Consider the following 21,806-nt stretch of genomic DNA (forward strand, 5'->3'; position numbering starts at 1 on the left):
TTAAAACTCTTGAAAGTATCCCGAGTACCACGGAGCACGTGGAATTCTGTGGGAATCTGCCGGAACCATCCGGTAAGGCTAAATACTCGCCAGTGACCGATAGTGCACAAGTACCGCGAGGGAAAGGTGAAAAGTACTCCTGACAGGAGGGTGAAATAGAACCTGAAACCATTTGCTTACAAACGGTAGGAGCCCAGGCTTGCCTGGGTGACTGCGTGCCTTTTGCTTAATGAACCAACGAGTTACTCGTATGTAGCAGGGTAAGGTTTTAAGAATCGTACCCGCAGCGAAAGCAAGTCCGAATAGGGCGTTAAGTTACATGCGGTAGACGCGAAACCGTGTGATCTATCCATGGTCAGGATGAAGTACCGGTAAAACGGTATGGAGGTCCGAACCAGTGTGGGTTGAAAACCGCTTGGATGAACTGTGGATAGGGGTGAAAGGCCAATCAAACTCGGAAATAGCTCGTACTCCTCGAAATAGCTTTAGGGCTAGCCTCGAGACAAAGTATGGCGGAGGTAGAGCACTAATTGGGCTAGGGCTGTTACAACGGTACCAAACCCAGATAAACTCCGAATTCCGTTCATATGTTTCTCGGGAGTCAGGCAGTGGGGGATAAGCTTCATTGCCAAAAGGGGAACAACCCAGACCACCGATTAAGGCCCCCAAATCAATGTTAACAGACTAAGGATGTTAAGTTGCACAGACAACTAGGATGTTGGCTTAGAAGCAGCCATTCATTTAAAGAGTGCGTAATAGCTCACTAGTCAAGCGACTTAGCGCCGATAATACACGGGACTAAACATTGTGCCGAAATCGTGGACTTCTTAGGAAGTGGTAGAGGAGCATTCTGTCGACAGCGAAGGTGATCAGCGATGATTGCTGGAGTTTACAGAAAAGAAAATGTTGGTATGAGTAACGATAATCTAGACGAAAAATCTAGACACCGAAAATCTAAGGTTTCCTGAGCAATGTTAATCATCTCAGGGTTAGTCGGACCCTAAGCCGAGGCCGAAAGGCGTAGGTAATGGAAAGCAGGCACAATTGCTAATATTCCTGCACCATCGAAAACGTTAAACACGGGGACGCAGATCCGTAGTTGCGATAGATTATTGGATTTCTATCGTAGTGAAAGAGCTGCCGAGAAAAGCCGTGTGTATTGTTTAGATGACCGTACCGCAAACCGACACAGGTAGATGGGATGAGTATTCTAAGGTGCTCGAGTTAGACGCAGTCAAGGAACTCGGCAAATTAACCCCGTAACTTCGGGATAAGGGGTGCCCCTAGCAATAGGGGCCGCAGAGAAATGGGCCAAGCGACTGTTTATCAAAAACACATGTCTATGCCAAGCCTTTAAGGCGATGTATATGGACTGACACCTGCCCGGTGCTGGAAGGTTAAGAGGAGAGGTTAGCTTCGGCGAAGCTTTGAATTGAAGCCCCAGTAAACGGCGGCCGTAACTATAACGGTCCTAAGGTAGCGAAATTCCTTGTCGGGTAAGTTCCGACCTGCACGAATGGTGTAACGATTTGGTCACTGTCTCGACTGCGCGCTCGGTGAAATTGTGGTACCGGTGAAGACGCCGGTTACCCGTATACGGACGAAAAGACCCCGTGCACCTTTACTACAACTTAACATTGTGTTTGGACAAAACATGTGTAGAATAGGTGGGAGACTTTGAAGCTGTGGCGCCAGCCATGGTGGAGTCGCAATGTGAAATACCACCCTTGTTTTGTTCGGATTCTAACCTATACCCTTGAATCAGGGTAGGGGACAGTGTTAGGCGGGTAGTTTGACTGGGGCGGTCGCCTCCTAAATTGTAACGGAGGCTTTCAAAGGTACCTTCAGCATGGTTGGTAATCATGCATAGAGCGTAAAGGCATAAGGGTGCTTAACTGTGAGACATACAAGTCGAACAGGTGCGAAAGCAGGACTTAGTGATCCGGCGGTAGAGTGTGGAATTGCCGTCGCTTAAAGGATAAAAGGTACGCCGGGGATAACAGGCTGATCTCCCCCAAGAGTTCACATCGACGGGGAGGTTTGGCACCTCGATGTCGGCTCATCGCATCCTGGGGCTGGAGAAGGTCCCAAGGGTTTGGCTGTTCGCCAATTAAAGCGGTACGTGAGCTGGGTTCAGAACGTCGTGAGACAGTTCGGTCTCTATCCTATACGGGCGCAGGATACTTGAGAGGAGTCGCTCTTAGTACGAGAGGACCGGAGTGAACGAATCAATGGTGTACCAGTTGTCACGCCAGTGGCACCGCTGGGTAGCTATATTCGGTTGAGATAAGCGCTGAAAGCATCTAAGCACGAAACTCACCTCAAGATTAGGTATCCCCTTTCTTCGGAAAGATAAGGCTCCAGAGAGATGATCTGGTGATAGGCTGCAGGTATAAGCATAGTAATATGTTCAGCCGAGCAGTACTAATAAGCCGAATGACTTACCATATAATTTTTATCTTATATTGCATAAGGTAGCTCTAAGGTTTGTCATCAATAAAAACTTTTACATTATACTACAAGTTTGTGCGTCAATCACCTAAAGGCGAATGCCAGTGAGGCGCACGACAAGTTTCTGGTGATTTAATTCAGGGGAAACACCTCTTCCCATTCCGAACAGAGTAGTTAAGCCTTGAATTACCGATGGTACTGTGCGGGAAACTGTACGGCAGAGTAGGTTTCGCCAGTTTTATTCTAAAGCCGTTCTGATTATTTCAGAGCGGCTTTTTTGTTATACATACCCCGAATGTATAGCGTAACTATTTTTTTTACGAATACGTAACCTTAATAAAAGGGGAGAAAATTAATCAAAACACCTTCTATGAAAAAAAAATTACTTTTAGTGTTTTTTTCTATGGGGATTGTTGTTTTGCTGAATAGTGTTTCTTATACACAGACATCCTTAGCAGACAGTCTCAGAGACGCCGGCAATCTCGATGCCGCGATCGAAGAATATCAAAGATTGTACAATACCAACCCTAATGACGATGATAATACATATGACCTGGCAGGAGCTCTGGCTTTAAATCGTCAGATCGACAGCGCATTTCACTACCTCTTTATAGCCGTCAGGAATGATACTTCGGTTGTCGTTTTGAGTGATCCTTTTTTCATTCACCTGATAGATGATCCACGATGGAGTGAACTGGAGGATATGCTCATCGAAAGGGTAGAAAAAAAGTTGGGAAAATACAGTAATGTCGAGCTTTCCAAAGAGCTATGGAGGATGCGCTTAAAAGACCAGGCTTATTACTATCATATCAATATAGCTGAGAAGAATGGCTATGGAAATTTGGTCCGCATGGCACTATGGGACCTTAAAACGAGAATAAATGAAGAGAATGTCGCCAGGCTAGAAGAAATAATCTCGGAGTACGGTATCCCGAAGATATCATATGTCAAAAATACTGCGGCTGAAGCCGCCTTTCTTATCATTCAGCATGCAGACATAAAAACCCAGGAAAAATATCTTCCAATGTTCATTGAAGCCGCAGACAGCGGAGAGGCTCACTGGTTTCAGGTCGCGCTAATGGTCGATAGGGTAAATATCAGAACGGGAAAGATGCAAATTTACGGGACACAATTATATCAGCATGAGGACGGATCATACTATGTAAAAGATCTTATCGAGCCGGAATATGTAAATCAAAGGCGCGCGGGTGTTGGACTGGGACCGATCCAGGAATATGTAAAACAGTGGAATGTGGTATGGGACATTGAGCAAAAGGAAAAATAGTATAAGTCTAGGAAGATTATAAACCGTCCTGATTTTTTTCAGAGCGGCTTTTTTTGTTACATTTTGACAAAAATTTAATTTTATCCGCGGTTCAATTTTATTATATTTAATTAAAGCAAAAATCTATTAATGAATTATCAACCCGGTACTAAAGCCCTGGTTTACGGGCAATCCGTTTCTCCAGAAGCATATGAAACAAGAGACTATCTTGGACGCCTTGTGGTACACCATGATTGGATCGAGGTAGACACTGATGAAGAGTCTGTTAAGATGTTTGGAAAACCACTTAAGGAAGTCCAATACCCAGTTGTTATCTGTCCCCGTGGTGAAGTACTCTATAAGCCTTCAAAGAAACAAATGGCTGAGCATATGGGCTGGACCTTCACCCCAAGCAGAAAAGAGTATGACGTATTAATACTCGGTGCAGGACCTGCGGGACTAAGTGCCGCAGTATATGCTTCCTCCGAAGGACTTTCCACGCTTTTAATAGAAAGATATGCAGTTGGAGGGCAGGCGGGTTCGAGTTCACTGATAGAAAATTATCTCGGATTTCCGCATGGTATCAGCGGTGTTGAGCTTGCAGAGCTAGCCCGCCAGCAAGCAATAAAGTTTGGTACGGAATTAATTCTTTTCCAGGAAGGAATAAAAGGGTTTTATAAGGATGATATGGTTGCAATTCAAACCAGGCAGGGTGAAGAGATATTAGCTAAAAGTGTTATTTGTGCCACAGGAGTTAATTACAGAAAGTTGGGATTAGATGAAGAGAAAAAATATCTGAACAAAGGTGTTTATTATGGCGCGGGAATGGGAGAAGGTCCTTTTTGCGTGAATGAGCATGTATTTGTTGTCGGCGGTGGTAACTCAGCCGGGCAGGCAGTAATGCATCTTGCGCATTACGCAAAACAAGTAACGATGGTAGTGCGGTCCGGCAACCTCGCGGAATCACTTTCACAATACCTGATAAACCGCATCGAAACAAAGGATAACGTGGATGTGTTGTATAATTCTAATATAACCGGGCTATACGGCGACAATCATCTGGAATCAATAGAGGTAACATCCGACGGTAAAAAATCCGAGTATAAAACGGGGAGAGTTTTTGTTTGTATAGGAGGAACACCTAATGTAGAGTACACAACGGAAAATGATTTTGAAGCTGATGACGGTGGATATCTTCTTACCGGGCATGACATACTAACTGAAGGGAAACCCGGTGTGTGGAACCACGACCGGCATCCTTACCATCTGGAAACGAGCCAGCGGGGAGTATTTGCAGTGGGTGATCTGAGGCATAATTCAATTAAACGCGTGGCTTCAGCTGTGGGTGAGGGGGCTATAGTTATTTCATTCGTTCATAAATATCTTAAGGAAATGGGATACGTAAATGCGTAAGTTAGACCTTAAGCGATTTTATTTGTTTTAATAACCAGGATTTTACACCGAAATAGTTATTTTTCATTTTTTCGGTATTCGTTCGTAGTTTTTCCTTTTCGTAGTTTATCTCAGTTTTTTGTTTCACCGACAACCGTAGCTTTATTAGCGCTGAAGTGCTGTCCAGGAAGTTCTTGATCCCTTTCTGCATTTCCCCAATGGCTATCTCTTTTTTCAAGTATTCTTTTGCTGTTTTTATCAGATTCAATCCGTCCTCATAATATCCTATCTCGTAGTAGATCCTGAGTAACATAATATAAACCTGTATCTGCATTATAAAAATGTTGAAGTTAACCTTGTAAATGAGTTCCATTGCCTTTTCGAGATTTCCTTTAAGATATTCCATATATCCATACGAAAAATTTAGCGCGTCCGTTTTGACGTCATCGATCAGGTCATGCTTCATTTTATCCATGAATTTTTCCGCCCATTCAAATTCACCGACGCTTGCCGCATTCTTTACCACGGCTATAAAATCCGGATAAAGAATCTTTCCGAGCGGTATAATACCTTTGTCGAGGTGAAACTTATCCAGTTCAAAACAATCACGAAGATATTTTTTGTCCATTGTTCTTGCAAAATTTACAACTGTGTATGATCTCATGTAGGTAAAAAGCATATATATGTCACCCCGGTTCAGATTGTCATAATACTTATCCCTGAGTTCCTGAAGGATATTGTAATATTTGTATTCACCTGTCTGCTGAAGGAAAAAGATGTTCTTATATAAATTTATTATAGGGACATCTTCAAACGATCTTCCTTTGAGATACCGTGTAATATCATCGATCATTGTAAGCTTAAACGGGTAATTATTCTGCTTAAGTTCGTGGAGGATAGCGCAATAGTGTTTTACTACTTTTACAATGAAGAAGTTAACTAAAGTGTCAAGCTCCTGTTGCATGAGGTCAAATCTTGTATTGGGATCGAATATGCTCCAATATAGAGCTTCCTCGAGTATCAGTTGATGCTTATCTTCGAGATAGAACTCGCTATCGGTTTTTTCACTCTCCAGTTTTTTCTGAGTCTTTGCGAGGCGTGTTTTATATTCGTCAAATGCCTGCTTATCCCTAAGCATTTCGAGTATTCTGATCTCCTTTGATATAGAACGCTCTTCCTTATATTCTACGAGAATAAATTTTATGGCCAGCGCGTGGAGATCGGATAGGATATTTTTTATGGCGAAGTAATCGAACTCCTCTGTTTCAAAACTGCTTTTGTAGACCGTTTCCTCAGAGTAATCCTCAAAATCCGGATAAAATTTGATCAATTCACCGTAAACCCTGGCGGTATTTCTATTCTTATTATAATATGGGGAGCTTACAAAATCCTTGAACCTCTTGACCTCATCCTTATCGAAGCGCTTTAACAGCTTAATTAATTTTGACTCTCTCATTCTAAACAGTTTCTCTAATATATGCTGATTTTAGCAAAATTTCTATGTTTTTATAAGTGAGTTTCCTAAAAATTTTCTAAAACATTGATAATTTTTTTTTGGAGGGTTGGACTTATGCTTATAATTTTGAAGCATCATTACTAATTAAACCATTTTAAAAATTTTAACACACAAAGGAGGAAAAATGAAAATCCTTTATCTGGTTCTGGTGGTTTTCATTTCCGTGTACATTGCAGGTTGTAACAATTCCGATGTTGTAGATCCGAATAGTGGAATTAACGGGACCGGTACCGGAAATACTGTGAACTTTACTATGCAGGGTTCAGGAACTTCGCAGAGCTATGATTTTCAGTTTACACCCGGAGTAGACGTAAAGCTGAATTATCTAATTGCATCACTTCCGGCTCAGCAGTTTTCGGATTCAGTACCAAACACCAATCCTAGTACTGTCTTTTCATCCGGGCAGTCATACAGCTGGTATCCGTACACCGGTGTTCAGACAGGACAGCAGTGGTCGTTTACATTTAACGGCACCACTGTCTCGAGTAACCAGTCGTTTACTTCAACAGTAAGTTTCACTATTCCTTAAACCAAAAAAAATTTAAACAATGAAAAACAAAACATTTAAATTTTTACTTCTTGCAGTAATAGTGCTAACAGCGCTACTCCATACAGAGAAAACATACGCCCAGAAAGTTTTGATCGGACCAAGATTATCAGGTAATTTGAATATTTACAATCAAAAGGGTTTGACAGGCACATGGAACGGTATCGGGGCGGCTATAGGAGGAACTATAGATGTTTCCTTTAGCCCGCACATAGGATTGATGGCTAACCTTAATGTTTTCGATATGAGGAATTTCAAGAATTCACAAACCCAGGGCGGTGTAACAACCGAGCAGAGTTACAAGCTTGCCTATGTAACCCCGGAAGTTCTGTTCAAAACCGAGTTCAGCGGATTTTACATGGTAGCAGGTCCTTCACTGGGTATTAATATTACCAATAGCGGTGAGATAACACAAACAGCTACGGGACAGACACCGGTTTCTCAGACAAGTAATCCGGAAGTCAATACTATGAGGCTGGATATTAAAACAGGTGCGGGTTATACATTCTCGTTAGGCAATAACATGTATATGGGAACAGACTTTATGGTTATGATACCCGTTACTGACACCTATAATTTTACAGGTGTCAGTAACAGTGTCCTTACATTCCAGCTTGGTGCAGCGCTGAAATTTAAGATCTGATTTTACACGGGCATGTTTGATTGATTTCAAACATGTTTTCTCCGGGGAGCGGTTGTATGGAACCGCTCCTCACTTAAAATAAGAATTTTTAATTCTTCTTTCAATTTTCCTTTCGAATGAACTAGCCCGTGTAAGAACTTACCCCCTTATGCGGGCTATTTAGATTTTCCAAAAGATGCAACAATTCCCCAATATTAAGTTTTCAATTTATTCTTAAAGTTTTTATTTTTAATGTAATAAATTAAAAACTTTGATATGGGCAAATATCTTTTAACATCGATTTTCGTCTTACTGTTTTGTGTAGATATAATGGCGCAATGTGATACGGCTGAAATGTCGGCAATCGATGGAATAGTCATAACTGCCGAGAATAACCTGCTTGACGCAAAGGTACTGAATACGACTCTCGAAGATGGTACCGGGCTGACAGCATTCTATGTCAATAATGACCTCATTAAGCTGACTGTAGACGCAAAACAATTCATGCAGGAGATCTTCGTATCCGGTGGGTATGCAGTGTGTTTTAAGGTGACTTCGTTTACTTCGGATTCAAATATGTACGAGATATATTATTTCAAAGACAACAAACTGGTTTGCCGTGAAGATCCAATGACGGGTGAGATGTCAGGTCCGCCGGACGAGCCGGAAACCGACCTCATCGCGGGATTTGAGTATTATCTTAGCGCTATACAGTGAGGTGTACTGGTAACTTATTTACCTAATGCCGGGAGTATATAATCGTTTATTATTTTTTCGGTTTGCTCATGTCCAGTTCTCGAGCCATATAGTGAGCCTGTTAATACTACAACCGCATCCAGGTCGGGAAATACGACAATTTTGCTTCCCCCGTTTCCCCTCATCGAATAGGAGTAGTATTTTTCCTTCCTGTCGCCAAAATTTTCTAGCCACCAAAGATAGCCATAATCCAGGTATTTGCCAGCATTTGCTTTTGATGTAGTAGATTTTTCTATCCATTCTTCGGAGATTATCCTCTGACCGTTCCACATTCCTTTGTTATTATACATAAGACATAACTTAACATAATCGCGTGCTGTCAATCCCAGTCCGCCTCCTGTCATTGGAAGCCCCGTAGGAGTTTTCTGCCATTGGGGATTTGTAATGTTCAGCGGCTCGAACAGGTACCTCGTTGCGAATTCATCCACTTTCATTCCGGTTGCTTTCTCAAGGACGGCTCCAAGTGTCACTACCCCCGCGGTGCAATAGCTGAAGCTTCTTCCGTACTGGGAATCCTCCGGTTTCTCTACCCACGCCGGGAAGCCCTTTATGGGAAGATCCAGAGTAAACTTTACATAGTCCTCTATGAGATACATTCTTTCCTCATTGCCCCTCGAAAAGCTGTTATCATCGTCACATTCAAGCAATGAGCTCATTGTGAGGAAATCCTCTATTGTAATTTGGTTTTTACGCGGGTCAGGGTTTTCCACCGGTTGCAGGTCTGGGAAGTAGTCCATTATATAAGTCTTTTCCGAAGGAATGAATCCTTTATCGATTGCGATTCCTATCAGCATCCCTGTTATGGTTTTTGTGACCGACCGTGTATCCTGTAGGGATGAGCTTTTGTATCCATTGTAATACTTTTCATAAATGAGTTCATTATTTTCTGCAATTAGCACGCTGTTTATATTCTTAAAAGCTCCGGCGTCGATTGCGCTGTCGAGGCTCCTCATGATGGATAGTGAAAGATTATACGATGAGGGGTCTCCTGTTTTAAGTCCGTCATCGAGATCTTCGGGAGTTCCATTGTCCTGAGCTTTACATAGACATGTACTGATTATGATTAGTGGTATGATAATAAACGTGTTGAGCGGTATTCGCATTTGTAAATGATTAATTACTATATCCAAAAATAAAGGTTTCTGTGAGAGCTAAATAGAACAATATTAAGGTTTATCCGAGATGAGACTTTCTGTAGGCAGAGGGAGTAAAGGATTTTACTTTCTTAAACTCTCTTATGAAATGACTCTGGTCCGAGAACCCGCACGTATAGGCTATCTGTGTAAGTGTGAGTTCGGAATTTGCGAGGAGATGCAGGGATTTTTCTATTCTGAGGTTTCTAATGTAACTTCCAAGAGTCGCATTAAAATACCGGGGAAATTCACTGCTGAGATATACAGGATGGATACCGGCATAGGATGCCAGGTTGCTGAGGGAAATACTGTGCGTGAATCTGGAATGTACTATTTCTCTAACGGTATTTACCCAGTTTGGTGTTCCGGTCTCTTTCCTCCCGGAATGTTTTGTGAGCCGGCTCCATAATTGTATAACCAGGTTTTCTATTTCTGAGGCATCGGGCTTACCTTTGCTAATCAAGTGGTGGATTTTTAAAAAGATATTTTTAACAATACTGTTATTGATAATTTTACTGCCTTCAAAGTTCTTTTCGTCGATCCGGTTTTCCCTGAGCCAACCGTTACCAAGCTCTATATGGAGCCCACGCGCTGTGGATGAATGCCTTACATTATAATGAGCATCCTGCCAATTGTGAAATAACAAAGTGCCTGGGTTACAATAATACGATTCTTTTCTATTAGCTTCGTAGAGTTTTCCTTCCAGGAGAAAAGTGAAATAGGGATTTTCGTGGTAATGCCATCCTACATATTTGTGCGTGTATGCAGTATCGGTAATGATCAATCCTTTATACCGCAGGATCGTATTATGATCGCCGAAATAACTTCCAGAGTCAAGAACTTTCATAAGTTTAATATAAACAATATATCAGGTTATGTGAAGTTAAACATATGATGCTTTTGTAAGGGTATTAGTTTATCAGATATTGCCGGTGCTCATCCTCACCTAAATTATTGAATTGTATAAGTATTAAAATCAAATTATCTTATAAATTCACGTAATCTGCCCTTGTAGCTCAGTGGATAGAGCATCGGTTTCCTAAACCGAGTGTCGGATGTTCGATTCATCCCAAGGGCACAGGCGCAGACGCGCAGTTCGTAGAGACTTTAGAGATAAGAGTTTATAGAGTAATGAGCAATAAAGTTGCACTCGTAACCGGCGGAGCAAGGAGGTTAGGCAGGGATATCTCATTATCCCTTGCAGAGGCAGGTTTTGATATAGTGATGAACTACAGCGGTTCATCACCGGAGACGGTCGCAGAGACAGCCGGAGAGATAGAAAAGTTCGGTGTTAAGGCTTACCCCGTTAAAGCCGACATCAGCAGATCCGGTGAAGTGGAAGCGATGTTTGACATGGTGAGAAAGGAGGCGGGCAGACTGGACGTATTGGTCAATAACGCCGCGATATTCGAGGGAGTTGATTTCTTTGACATTACCGAAGAGTATATAGACACGTTCCTGGGAATAAATCTGAAAGGAACGCTCTTCTGTTCACAGCAGGGCGCGAAGCTGATGCTGGAGTCCGGCGCAGGAAAGGAAAGAGAGAACCGCAGGCGGATCATTAATATGTGTTCGCTGGGCGGAATTCTGAACTGGTCCCGCTTTATTCCGTATTCTGTCGCAAAAGCCGGTGTGCATAAGCTGACAAAGATAACAGCGCGAAAGCTGGCTCCGGAAATTCTCGTGAACGGTATTGCGCCCGGGACGATAGTCATAGAGGACGATCCGAATTACACTGTCGATCCGGAGGAAGTAAAGAAGTACCCTATGAAAGAGTTCGGTAAAGCGAGCGACATAACAAGTTTAATAAAATATCTTGCAAAAGAAAACGAATACATTACAGGACATATTTTCATTGTCGATGGAGGCAGGGTCTTAGTATGATAATAAGCATGACCGGCTACGGCAAGGCCGAGGGCGACTTCGGAGGCAGAAATTATTCGATAGAGCTGAGATCGGTGAATAACAGGTTCTGTGAAATAAGTTTTAAATACCCCAGGTATATGTCGTCCAGGGATTTTCAGCTTAAGGATATCGTAAAGAAAAAGATTTCGCGGGGAAAGATAAACGCATCACTTATGGTAAAAGCCGATGGCGACATGGAAAACATGGCAAAGGTGAATACGGACGCGGCTAAGTATTACTACAGCATGCTGGATGAGCTAAGAAAAGCTACCGGTATTCAGAGCGAGATAGGGCTGGATCAGTTGTTGAAATTTTCCGATGTCATGGATACAAACGACGCGGAGGAAGTATCGAATGAAGAGTTTGATTTTATCGCGTCACTGCTGAATAAAGCGCTCGATGATGTTGTCGCGATGAAGCTCAAGGAAGGCAGTCATATAAGGGAAGATCTTTTGAAGAGGATAGAATTTATTGGTAAAGAGACAGGCAGAATACTAGAAATATCTGAAAAGAATAAGCCGGAAGCTAAAGAAAAGCTGGCTAAGAAGGTCGAAACTATAATGGGCGATAAGACGATCATCGATGAGAAGAGATTGGAAATGGAGCTGGTGCTCCTCTCCGATAAACTGGACATAAGCGAGGAGTGTACGAGGCTCGACAGCCATTTGAAATATTTTGGTGAGTATATTGATTCTGAGGAACTTGCGGGCAGGAGGCTTGTATTCCTGGTGCAGGAGATGAACAGGGAAGTGAACACTATCGCTTCCAAATCGATGAGCGCCGAGATTTCCCAATCGGCATCGGTGCTTAAAGAAGAGCTTGAGAAGATACGGGAGCAGTTGCAAAATGTTGAATAAATTAATTAAACATTCGTAATGCTTTTTGTGATCTCGGCTCCTTCGGGTGCAGGAAAAACAACGATTGTTAGAGAAGTCTTGAATGATATGCCGGAATTGGTATTTTCTGTGTCGGCGACATCTAGACCCAAAAGAGAAAGCGAGATCGAGGGTAAAGATTACTTCTTCCTTACGAAGGAAGAGTTTCAGGAGAAGATAGATAATGACGAGATGGTTGAATACGAGAAGTTGTTTAATGATCATTTTTACGGTACGCTGAAGTCGTTCATTCATAAGGAAATAATGGCGGGAAGAGACCTGATCTTCGATATAGACGTAAAGGGCGCTCTTTCTATAAAGAATTTATATGGGCAGAAAGCGGTTTTAATTTTCATCGAGCCGCCGAATAAAGAAACGCTGAGAGAAAGACTGATAAACAGGGGAACGGAACCGAACGATCATATAGAGGAGAGATTGAAAAGGATAGATATGGAGATGGAAAAGGGAAAGGAATTCGATTTCAGGGTCGTAAATGACGACCTGCAGACGGCAGTAAATGAAGTAGAAAAAATAATTAAAAATTATAAATTAGAGGATTAAGAACATGGCAATGAAAACATTGGACCTGGACAAATTCGAGGCAGATGCATCGAATCTTTATGAAGCGACCGTAATTTGCTCAAAAAGAGCAAGGACGATCAATGACGAGCATAAGTTAGAGCTTGGCCAGAGGCTTCAGCCGGTCATTGAAAAGGAAACCGAAGACGATACTATCATGAACCAGGACAAGCTGAACATCTCGCTGGAATTCGAAATGAGAGACAAGCCGACCATACAGGCTATCAAGGAAATGACGGACGGCGAGCTGGAGTTCAGGTACAGGGATAGTGAATAATCTTATTCCCGATGCTTAAGGGAAAGAAAATATTACTTGGCGTCAGCGGCGGTATAGCCGCCTACAAGGTATGTTATCTTGTAAGGTATTTCGTCAAGGAAGGCGCGGAGGTAAAGGTCATAATGACACCCTCCGCAACGAAGTTCGTCTCACCCGTCACACTATCGGCGCTCTCTAAAAATGAGGTGCTGATAAATCTCCTTCCGCAGGATGATCCCGAAAAATCAGAGACAGTTGATACACAGACTTGGCACGTAAACCTTGGGCTATGGGCTGACATTTTTGTTATTGCCCCGGCCACGGCGAATACAATAGCTAAGATAGTACACGGCGAGAGCGATAACTTCCTTCTCGCAACTGTGCTCTCCGCGCGGTGCCCCATCGTTATTGCACCTACCATGGATGACGATATGTACAATAACGAGGTAACACAGGATAACATAAAATCTCTCAAAAAGCTGGGGTACAAGATCATCGACCCGGAATCCGGGGAACTGGCGAGCGGACTGATAGGGATAGGGCGTATGGCTGAGCCCGAGACGATATTCGAGTTTGTGAAGAATGAGCTAAGCAGGCAGGAAGATCTGAAGGGAAAGAAAGTGCTGGTGACAGCCGGACCAACTCTAGAATACATTGACGCAGTGAGGTTCATTACAAATCACTCCTCCGGGAAGATGGGTTTTGCTGTTGCGAGAGCCGCTAAGGAAAGAGGCGCGGACGTAACTCTTGTAACCGGAAAGGTAAATCTCGACGACATACAAGGAGTAAAGAGAGTGGACGTGGAGACGGCGGAGGAAATGCTCGACGCTGTAAAGGAAAACATGTCCGGAGCCGATATTATTATTATGACAGCGGCTGTGGAAGATTTTAAACCGCTCGAATCTAGCGCAAGTAAGATAAAGAAAGAGGGACAGGATAAGTTTACATTCGAGTTCGGTAAGTCACCTGACATACTTGATTATCTCGGGAAAAACAAAGCAGGATATAAGCTTGTGGGATTCGCTATGGAAACGGATAATGGTGAAGCAAACGCGAGAGATAAATTCGAACGCAAGAATCTCGATCTAATAGTTCTTAACAATCCTAACACCGAAGGCGCGGGGTTTGGTACAGATACTAACGTAGTGACATTTATAGATAAAGACGATAAAGAAGAACTTCCGCTGATGAGTAAATATGAGGTAGCTAACAAAATAATAGATAAGTTTGTAGGTTAGCTTATTAACAAACACCTAACAATCACACCCTTTTTACTAACATTATTAACATTTATAGAATTTTAAATAGATGTAAAATTAGCTCTTTATTTTTGTATTCCTACCGTTTATATTTACCTATCAACAAATATTTTCAACCTAATCTCATTGAGTGAATTAGACGAAATCCTCGAAGGGGCGAGAAATTTCCTCAGGTATAAAGAGAAGTACAGCCCTGTCAGCATTTTTGAAAGTGAGGTGGCAAGGACACCGGGAAATTCACCATCCGATCAAACAGTGAAAGCAAAAGAAAAAAGTATCGAGAAAAAAGCAAAACCTTCACAGCCGGGCGAAGACGGTTTGGTGCGTGAAGATGACGTGCTGTACTCACTTGTGAGAGAGGACTGGATGGATGCAAACAGCCTGGATGAACTCAACAAGATGATCTGTAATTGTCAGAAGTGCGATCTATGGAAAACGCGGACTAACTTCGTTTTTGGCGTAGGGAATCCGAATGCTGATCTGGTTTGTGTTGGCGAAGCACCCGGCGCTGAAGAGGATAAACAGGGTAAGCCGTTCGTCGGAAGAGCCGGACAGCTGCTGACTAAGATTCTTGAGGCTATCAATTTTCAGCGAGAGGACGTATATATCTGTAATATCCTCAAATCCCGCCCGCCGGATAATAGGAATCCTTTGCCATTTGAAATAAAGCAATGTGAGCCATATCTTATTAAACAGCTTGAGCTGATAAAACCAAAGTTTATACTTGCTCTCGGCACGTTTGCGTCACAAACTTTGTTGAAGAGTAAGGAGCCTCTCGGTAAATTGCGTGGACGATTCCACTCGTACAACGGAATTCCGATGATGGTTACGTATCACCCTGCGGCATTGCTCAGAAATCCACATTGGAAAAAACCCACGTGGGAGGATGTTCAGCTTCTGAAAGCGGAATATGACAAAGTAGTAAATAAATAATTTTAATATAGATTGGCAAAGAGTACAAAAAAACAAACGCTGGAATTAGTAGATATCCCCGATGAAAACCAGGATCTGGGTGAGGGGCGCATAGCCCCTAACGCGCTCGACCTTGAAGAGAACGTCATCGGCGCGGTGATGCTCGACAATATGGTTATGAACGAAGTTCTCCAGATACTCGACAGCAGGCATTTTTACCGCCCGGCTAATGGTATTATATTCCAGGCTATGATAAACCTGGATGCGAAAAAGGAACCGATAGACCCGAATACGCTCAAGGAAGAGCTGAGGCGGATGGGAAAACTGGATGAGATAGGAGGTGTAGAATATATCATAGACCTGAGCTCGGCAGTTTCTACTTCAGCAAACGCTGATTATTACGCAAGGATAATTTTCGAAAAGTATATACTGCGCTACCTGATTAATATCTCATCGAAGATCGTTAACAAATGCTTTGATCCTACTATAAATACTTTCACTGTACTGGATGAGGCGGAGCAGAAGATACTCGATATTTCCGAATCACTTTCCAAAAAGAAGATCGTTTCCGTAAAAGAAGAGATAGAAAAGCTCATCTCCGAACTAGGCGATCAGCGTACAAACAGAAGCGGTATCATAGGAATACCAACCGGTTATGTGAAGCTCGATGAGCTTACTGTAGGTCTTCAGAAATCTGAGCTTATAATCGTAGCAGGCCGTCCGTCACATGGTAAAACGGCTTTTGCGTTGAATATAGCCAGGAATGCGGCGGTTGATCACAACAAATCTATCGGCCTGTTCAGCCTGGAAATGTCCGTACGTGAATTGATACTAAGGCTTCTTGCAGGTGAGGCGAGAGTTGACGGTAAGCTCTTGAAATCCGGTAAATCGACTCCCGAAGACTGGAACAAAGTTTTGAACACATATCATAAGCTAAAAACGAATCTCTATATAGACGATTCGAGTGAGCTTTCTATACTTGAGCTGAGAGCAAAAGCAAGGAGGATGAAGCAGGACAACGATATAGATATGATAATCGTCGATTACTTACAGCTTGTAAAAGGACCTGACAACGCCGAGCGAAGAGACCTCGAAGTTGCATATGTTTCGCGCGGATTAAAGGCTCTTGCAAAGGAGCTCGATATACCGGTTGTCGCGTGCGCTCAGCTTAATCGTGGCATCGAGCAGAGAGGTAAGGAGAAACGCCCTCAGCTTGCCGATCTTCGTGAATCCGGTGCTATCGAGCAGGACGCTGACGTGGTAATGTTCGTACACAGACCCATCATGGGAATGAAAGTTGATGAACATAATCCCGACCACCAGGAGCTTAAACGTAAAGCGGAAATAATAATCGGTAAACAGAGAAACGGACCGACGGGAGATTTTGAATTAATATTCCTTAATGAGTATGCTAAGTTCGAGAATATGCACAAGAGCCCAAGGATAGATGAACGAAGCCTCAGTGTGGATGAAGAAGAAGATATGCCCTTCTAACGAATGACTGACATCAGACCAAATATTAATAAGCCGGTTGTGCCGGCTTTTTTATTGCATATAATCGGGTATGTAATAATTTATTCCGTGCTCGAGATCGTAGCCGGCTTCGGTGATCCTTTGAATCCGGTTTTTGCCTTGATCATCGCCCTATCGGTTGTTGCGACGGCCGCAATAGTCGAAGTGGGTCTTTTAAAATCAAGGATGAGCGAAGTCTTCTCTATCCTTGGTTTTGGTATTCCTTCCGGTTCCTCTATCATATTTGCAGTAGTAATTGCTCTTTTGCTATTTCTTTGTTTCCCGCTTATCACATCTGTAACCGGGTATGAGTTTACGTTGCCTACTAACTGGATCAGGCTTGCGCTGGGTGTCTTTGTATTGCACGGTATTGCAGAGGAAGTGTTATATCGCGGTTATTTGTTCAATCACCTTAGGCAGGGAAGGAGTTTCGCTAAAGCAGTTTGGATGTCTGTATTATTTTTCACACTCGCTCATATTCCGATAATGATTACTCAGGGGATATTTGTTGGAGGTACGGCTGTACTTCTTGCCGCGGTGTCGTCATTTCCGTTAGCTAGGCTTTATGAAAGAGGCAATAATACTATCTGGGCACCGGCTATTGTGCATTTTGCAATTGACATGGTGATACCGATTGTCGCGGGAGGAGAGATGACAGAATCAGCACAAAAAGCAGTGATGATGTGGATGGGAACAAGTATGGTTATCCCATATATAGCATTCTTAATTCCCCGTAGTAAAGCTCAGAGGTCTATTCGATAAGTTATCCATTCGTTCATCTGGCGTGCGCCGAGCTTGTCGTAAAATTTTATCGCATTAACGTTCCAGTCGAGAACCACCCATTCCATCCGCCCGCACTTTTTCTTCTCTGCTATCCTTCTGAGTTCAGCCATATACATCTGCCCTATGCCCTTGCTTCGCTGATCTCCCGATATATAGATGTCTTCCAGATATAGAGTAGGTCGCGCTCTGAAAGACGAATATGTGAAAAAGTATATTGCATATCCGACCGCTTTACCGGAACTCTTATCGAATGCCAGGAGTACTTTTATCAGCGGTTTATCTGAAAAAGTATCTCTCAGAAGCCGTTTTTGGGCTTTTTTGTCAGGACGGTCAAGTTTTTCGAAATCAGCCAGCTCATTAATTAAACGGAGAAATTCTTTGCCGTCGGATTTCTTTGCTTTGCGTATTTTTATGCTCATATAAGGATTTGGGAATTCATTAATTACTTTGAATAAATTTATTATTTTAAATTAGCAAAATAAAAAATGTATTGAAATGGATAGAAGGGACTTTTTAAAGGGTGCGGTGTTGATGTCTGTGTCAGGAGTTTTCCTGGGAAGATTATCGAGCGGAGCATCGAGAGCTTTGAGCTTTTTCGATGACTACGAGGATATGAAATGCCAGAAGATCCTCAAATCATTTCCTGCTTCACTGCAGGAGCTTCCTCTGAATGAAATTATTGCCGAAGTCGGTAAATCGTTCATAGGGACGGAATACGTCGGCGGCACGCTCGATGAAAACATGAAAGAATCGCTGGTGATAAAAGTAACCGGGCTCGATTGCGTAACATTTGTCGAAAATACACTTATAATGTCCAGGCTCGTAAAAAGAGGAAAAACGGAATTCGAAGATTATAAGAAGGAACTGGAATTCATCCGCTACAGGGACGGAAATATGGACGGCTATCCGTCACGTCTGCACTATTTTTCTGATTGGATATATAATAACCAGCAAAAAGGTGTCGTCGAAGATATAACTTCCGGTATTGGCGGAAAGCCTTATAATAAGACTATTGATTACATGACCACTCACCCTGATTCATATAAACAGCTTAAGAACGATCCTGCTAATTTCCAGGCAATGGAAAATGTGGAAGCCGAAATAAACTCTCGCCAGATGTATTATATACCAAAGGGTGAAGTGGATCAGTATTACGATCTTCTTCAAACCGGAGATATTATAGGCACGACAACGGACATCGCGGGGCTGGACATTACACACACCGGGTTTATTTATAAAGACGATACCGGGACGTATTTTATGCATGCTTCCTATCCTAAGAAGGAAGTGATTATCAGCGGTGAAGAGCTTAAGGAGTATCTTGCGGGCAATAAGAAGCAATCAGGCATTATGGTTGCGAGACCGCTCGCATTATAATTTTGATGACGGGATTTATTCTATTTTATATTATCGCCTGTATTGTGTGCTACCTGATAGGTTCCATTCCAAGCGCATTCCTGGTACTGAAAAAATTTCACGGTAAGAACATAATGGATGAAGGCTCCGGCAATGTCGGCGCTATGAATTCATTCGACGTTACTGGGTCTAAGATGACAGGCTTTGTAGTGTTCGCGTTTGATTTCCTCAAAGGATTTATTCCGGTGGCTGTTCTGATATTTGTATTCGATCTTTACCTTCCTTATATAATGATTCCTGCTGTAATGCTCGTTATTGGTCATAACTATTCTATCTTTCTTAAGTTCAAAGGTGGGAGAGGGCTTGCAACTGCTGCAGGAGCATCTATGCTGATCAATTACTGGTTGATGGTGATATGGTGTTTCCTCTTCGTGGCGACCTTCCTTATTAAAAGGAATGTACACTGGGGAAATGTGATCGCAACAATATTAATGCCTTTGACGGTGTATATATTATCGGGCTTCATTTTGCAATTTACGCTTGGTTATATTGACGTGGGAAGTGGCGGTTATTACACAGCCTTAGAGGAGCAACTATTTGTCTTCAGTTCCTCAATAAGTTTAATTATATTACTAAAGCATATTAATCCTATCGTAGAATTATTAAAAAAGAAAGAAAATGAGTAAAAATCCCCAATTGACATCCATAGATGATCTAAATGAAATGGCTCGCCAGATTAGGAGGGACATTATTAATGAGCTGAATATTGCTCAAACCGGACACTCCGGGGGACCTCTTGGTATGGCGGATATTTTCACCGCACTCTATTTTAATATTATGAACGTAGATAATGAAAACCCGGAAATGGGTGAACGGGATTTTTTATTCCTTTCGATAGGACATATAGCGCCTGTTTGGTATCCTACACTTGCCCGGCGCGGATACATACCCCTGGAAGAGCTAAAAACGCTCCGCCAGATAAACGGCAGGCTGCAGGGCCACCCGGCTCCAGCAAAAACTCACGGTGTTCCGGGTGTAGAGATCGCGTCAGGATCTCTGGGACAGGGACTCTCTATTGCTGTAGGAGCGGCTTTGGGGTTAAGATTGGATGGGAAGTCGAATCACGTGTATTGTATATGCGGTGATGGTGAATTGCAGGAAGGGCAGATATGGGAGGCGCTGATGACAGCCGCGCATCATAAATGTGACAACCTTACAATGATAATAGACAGAAACCATTGCCAGATAGACAACAGGACCGAGAACGTGATGGAGATAGAACCGCTCGCGGATAAGCTGAGGGCGTTTAATTGGGAAGTTTTTGAGATGGACGGGCACGATATGCAGGCGATACTGGATACGATAAAAGCCGCGAAGGATTTCAAAGGGAAGCCGTCGGTGATAATAGCCAATACATATATGGGTAAGGGCGTTTCATTTATGGAAGACAAATATCAATGGCACGGCGTACCTCCATCACATGAGCAGGCAGAGCAGGCTCTCAGCGAGCTTGAACCGACAAAGTATGGTGATTTTGTGTAATTTAGAGAAAATGATGAATCAAAATGGAATCTTTAAAGGATAAAGTTATAATCCTGACCGGTGCCTCACGAGGCATCGGCAGGGCAACCGCAATAAACCTCTCAGCAGATAATCCAAAACTAGTACTGGTTTCAAGAAAGCGTAACGATCTGGATGAAGTGTTGCCGTTTTTAAAGGGCGATAAGGAAAACGTGCTTTTTGTCGAGGCAGACGTGTCCAGCGAAGAGGATTGCAGAAAGATAGTGGACGAAGCCATAGGGAAATTCGGTACAGTGGATGTATTAATAAACAATGCGGCGCAATTTGGGCGATATAATGTTACTGAGCTTAAGATGGAAGATTTCGACAGGATTATGAACACAAATCTCCGCGGGGTAATATATTTAACACAACTTGTGCTACCCTACATGATAAAGCAGAACGGTGGTACAATAGTAAATATTTCGTCGACAGCAGGCAAACGCGGTTATGAAGGCGGTACGGCATACTCAGCTTCTAAGCACGCACTCAACTCATTCAGTGAATGTCTTAATAAAGAAGTTCGTCCGAATAACATTCGAGTTATTACCGTAAGTCCATCATCTGTTGATACCAGAAATAAAGATGAGTCTGATATTAAGAAAGGCGGGAAAGGTGTTTACATGAGGATGGAAGATGTGGCAGAGTCGATCGCGCTCGCTATAAGGCTTCCCCAGCGTGCTTTGGTAAATGACATAGAGCTTTGGGGAACCAATCCATGGAAATAGAATGAGATCAGAAGCAAAGCTTACAGCGGTGGCGCCGACTCTTTTAGTTGCCGATATGAAAAAAAGCATTGAATACTGGAAGGATAAACTTGGTTTTGAGCTTGTGAATACCTTTGGTGAGAATACTTTTGCCATAATGAAAAGGGATAATAACTATGTAATGTTTGGGCAGGTCAAAGATCCTTCCGAAATTAAGCCCTACTGGAAGATCCGTGAAAAAACCTCCAATATCTACTTCTGGACGGATGATGTAGAAACGCTATACAAGGAATTCAAAGAGAACGGAGCAACAATCGACTGGGATCTATATACTGCACCTTATGGTGTGAAGGAATTTGGAATAAATGATCCGGATGGTTATGATATAGCCTTTGGGGAAATCCTCCGTTAAGTTTAGAGA

The 21,806-nt window shown here is 42.7% G+C and carries 22 protein-coding genes, 1 tRNA gene and 2 rRNA genes (1 of these 25 only partly in view); 21 read left to right on the forward strand and 4 right to left on the reverse strand.

What is annotated here, in order from left to right; genetic code table 11:
• The 4 genes from H6614_02760 to H6614_02775 all read left to right on the forward strand — a co-directional run.
• A 23S ribosomal RNA gene (locus H6614_02760) occupies nt 1-2,459 on the forward strand (it extends 433 nt beyond the left edge of the window).
• A 115-nt stretch (nt 2,460-2,574) separates the two neighbouring features.
• A 5S ribosomal RNA gene (gene rrf / locus H6614_02765) occupies nt 2,575-2,689 on the forward strand.
• A 132-nt stretch (nt 2,690-2,821) separates the two neighbouring features.
• Nucleotides 2,822-3,736, forward strand: coding sequence for a tetratricopeptide repeat protein (locus H6614_02770; protein MCB9242571.1), 915 nt, complete (start codon nt 2,822-2,824; stop codon nt 3,734-3,736).
• A 129-nt stretch (nt 3,737-3,865) separates the two neighbouring features.
• Nucleotides 3,866-5,128, forward strand: a complete 1,263-nt coding sequence (locus H6614_02775; GenBank protein MCB9242572.1) for an FAD-dependent oxidoreductase — start codon at nt 3,866-3,868, stop codon at nt 5,126-5,128.
• Between the two features lies 1 nt (nt 5,129).
• On the opposite strand, the gene H6614_02780 is transcribed toward H6614_02775, so the two are convergent.
• Nucleotides 5,130-6,563, reverse strand: coding sequence for a hypothetical protein (locus tag H6614_02780; protein MCB9242573.1), 1,434 nt, complete (start codon nt 6,561-6,563; stop codon nt 5,130-5,132).
• 184 nt (nt 6,564-6,747) lie between these two features.
• On the opposite strand from H6614_02780, the gene H6614_02785 reads away from it, so the two are divergent.
• The 3 genes from H6614_02785 to H6614_02795 all read left to right on the forward strand — a co-directional run bounded on the left by H6614_02785 (nt 6,748) and on the right by H6614_02795 (nt 8,509).
• Nucleotides 6,748-7,152 (forward strand): hypothetical protein, encoded by a 405-nt coding sequence (locus H6614_02785; protein MCB9242574.1) that lies wholly within the window; start codon nt 6,748-6,750, stop codon nt 7,150-7,152.
• 19 nt (nt 7,153-7,171) lie between these two features.
• Nucleotides 7,172-7,813 (forward strand): outer membrane beta-barrel protein, encoded by a 642-nt coding sequence (locus H6614_02790; protein MCB9242575.1) that lies wholly within the window; start codon nt 7,172-7,174, stop codon nt 7,811-7,813.
• Between the two features lie 255 nt (nt 7,814-8,068).
• Nucleotides 8,069-8,509, forward strand: a complete 441-nt coding sequence (locus H6614_02795) for a hypothetical protein (GenBank protein ID MCB9242576.1) — start codon at nt 8,069-8,071, stop codon at nt 8,507-8,509.
• A gap of 14 nt (nt 8,510-8,523) precedes the next feature.
• On the opposite strand, the gene H6614_02800 is transcribed toward H6614_02795, so the two are convergent.
• Nucleotides 8,524-9,501, reverse strand: a complete 978-nt coding sequence (locus tag H6614_02800; GenBank protein ID MCB9242577.1) for a serine hydrolase — start codon at nt 9,499-9,501, stop codon at nt 8,524-8,526.
• A gap of 220 nt (nt 9,502-9,721) precedes the next feature.
• Nucleotides 9,722-10,528 (reverse strand): helix-turn-helix transcriptional regulator, encoded by an 807-nt coding sequence (locus H6614_02805; GenBank protein MCB9242578.1) that lies wholly within the window; start codon nt 10,526-10,528, stop codon nt 9,722-9,724.
• Nucleotides 10,529-10,686: 158 nt separating this feature from the next.
• On the opposite strand from H6614_02805, the gene H6614_02810 reads away from it, so the two are divergent.
• From H6614_02810 to H6614_02850, 9 genes are all read left to right on the forward strand, one after another.
• Nucleotides 10,687-10,759: transfer RNA gene (locus H6614_02810), tRNA-Arg, on the forward strand.
• A gap of 53 nt (nt 10,760-10,812) precedes the next feature.
• The gene (locus tag H6614_02815) at nt 10,813-11,565 is read left to right on the forward strand and encodes an SDR family oxidoreductase (protein MCB9242579.1); all 753 of its coding nucleotides are present in this window, start codon (nt 10,813-10,815) and stop codon (nt 11,563-11,565) included.
• Complete coding sequence (locus H6614_02820) at nt 11,562-12,443, forward strand: YicC family protein (protein MCB9242580.1); 882 nt, start codon at nt 11,562-11,564, stop codon at nt 12,441-12,443. The genes H6614_02815 and H6614_02820 overlap by 4 nt, the downstream gene beginning before the upstream one ends.
• An 18-nt stretch (nt 12,444-12,461) precedes the next feature.
• Nucleotides 12,462-13,022: a guanylate kinase gene (gene gmk / locus H6614_02825; protein MCB9242581.1), complete on the forward strand. Its 561-nt coding sequence runs from the start codon at nt 12,462-12,464 to the stop codon at nt 13,020-13,022.
• Nucleotides 13,023-13,032: 10 nt separating this feature from the next.
• A complete protein-coding gene (locus H6614_02830) occupies nt 13,033-13,317 on the forward strand; it encodes a DNA-directed RNA polymerase subunit omega (GenBank protein ID MCB9242582.1) in 285 nt (94 codons plus the stop codon).
• Nucleotides 13,318-13,328: 11 nt separating this feature from the next.
• Nucleotides 13,329-14,534 carry a bifunctional phosphopantothenoylcysteine decarboxylase/phosphopantothenate--cysteine ligase CoaBC gene (gene coaBC / locus H6614_02835; GenBank protein MCB9242583.1) on the forward strand — a complete coding sequence of 402 codons (1,206 nt, stop codon included), beginning with the start codon at nt 13,329-13,331 and terminating at the stop codon, nt 14,532-14,534.
• A gap of 387 nt (nt 14,535-14,921) precedes the next feature.
• Nucleotides 14,922-15,488, forward strand: a complete 567-nt coding sequence (locus H6614_02840; GenBank protein ID MCB9242584.1) for a uracil-DNA glycosylase — start codon at nt 14,922-14,924, stop codon at nt 15,486-15,488.
• A 12-nt stretch (nt 15,489-15,500) separates the two neighbouring features.
• Nucleotides 15,501-16,961, forward strand: coding sequence for a replicative DNA helicase (dnaB, locus tag H6614_02845; GenBank protein MCB9242585.1), 1,461 nt, complete (start codon nt 15,501-15,503; stop codon nt 16,959-16,961).
• A 3-nt stretch (nt 16,962-16,964) separates the two neighbouring features.
• Complete coding sequence (locus H6614_02850) at nt 16,965-17,741, forward strand: CPBP family intramembrane metalloprotease (protein ID MCB9242586.1); 777 nt, start codon at nt 16,965-16,967, stop codon at nt 17,739-17,741.
• Here the strand turns inward: H6614_02850 and H6614_02855 are convergent.
• Entirely contained in the window at nt 17,723-18,181 is a 459-nt protein-coding gene (locus H6614_02855) for a GNAT family N-acetyltransferase (GenBank protein ID MCB9242587.1), read from the reverse strand. The two genes, H6614_02850 and H6614_02855, sit on opposite strands and share 19 nt — an antisense overlap.
• A 76-nt stretch (nt 18,182-18,257) precedes the next feature.
• On the opposite strand from H6614_02855, the gene H6614_02860 reads away from it, so the two are divergent.
• The 5 genes from H6614_02860 to H6614_02880 are packed head-to-tail and all read left to right on the forward strand — an operon-like array spanning nt 18,258 to nt 21,797.
• Complete coding sequence (locus H6614_02860; GenBank protein MCB9242588.1) at nt 18,258-19,139, forward strand: DUF1460 domain-containing protein; 882 nt, start codon at nt 18,258-18,260, stop codon at nt 19,137-19,139.
• 5 nt (nt 19,140-19,144) lie between these two features.
• Complete coding sequence (locus H6614_02865; GenBank protein ID MCB9242589.1) at nt 19,145-19,804, forward strand: glycerol-3-phosphate acyltransferase; 660 nt, start codon at nt 19,145-19,147, stop codon at nt 19,802-19,804.
• Complete coding sequence (locus H6614_02870; protein ID MCB9242590.1) at nt 19,797-20,660, forward strand: transketolase; 864 nt, start codon at nt 19,797-19,799, stop codon at nt 20,658-20,660. Before H6614_02865 ends, H6614_02870 begins: the two co-directional genes overlap by 8 nt.
• A 23-nt stretch (nt 20,661-20,683) precedes the next feature.
• On the forward strand, nt 20,684-21,406 hold the full coding sequence (locus tag H6614_02875) for an SDR family NAD(P)-dependent oxidoreductase (protein ID MCB9242591.1): 723 nt from the start codon (nt 20,684-20,686) through the stop codon (nt 21,404-21,406).
• 1 nt (nt 21,407) lies between these two features.
• The gene (locus H6614_02880; protein MCB9242592.1) at nt 21,408-21,797 is read left to right on the forward strand and encodes a VOC family protein; all 390 of its coding nucleotides are present in this window, start codon (nt 21,408-21,410) and stop codon (nt 21,795-21,797) included.
• The last annotated feature ends 9 nt before the right edge of the window (nt 21,798-21,806 follow it).

The sequence above is a fragment of the Ignavibacteriales bacterium genome (assembly GCA_020635255.1).
In the GTDB taxonomy this organism is placed as follows: Bacteria; Bacteroidota; Ignavibacteria; order Tepidaquicellales; family Tepidaquicellaceae; genus JAEYVS01.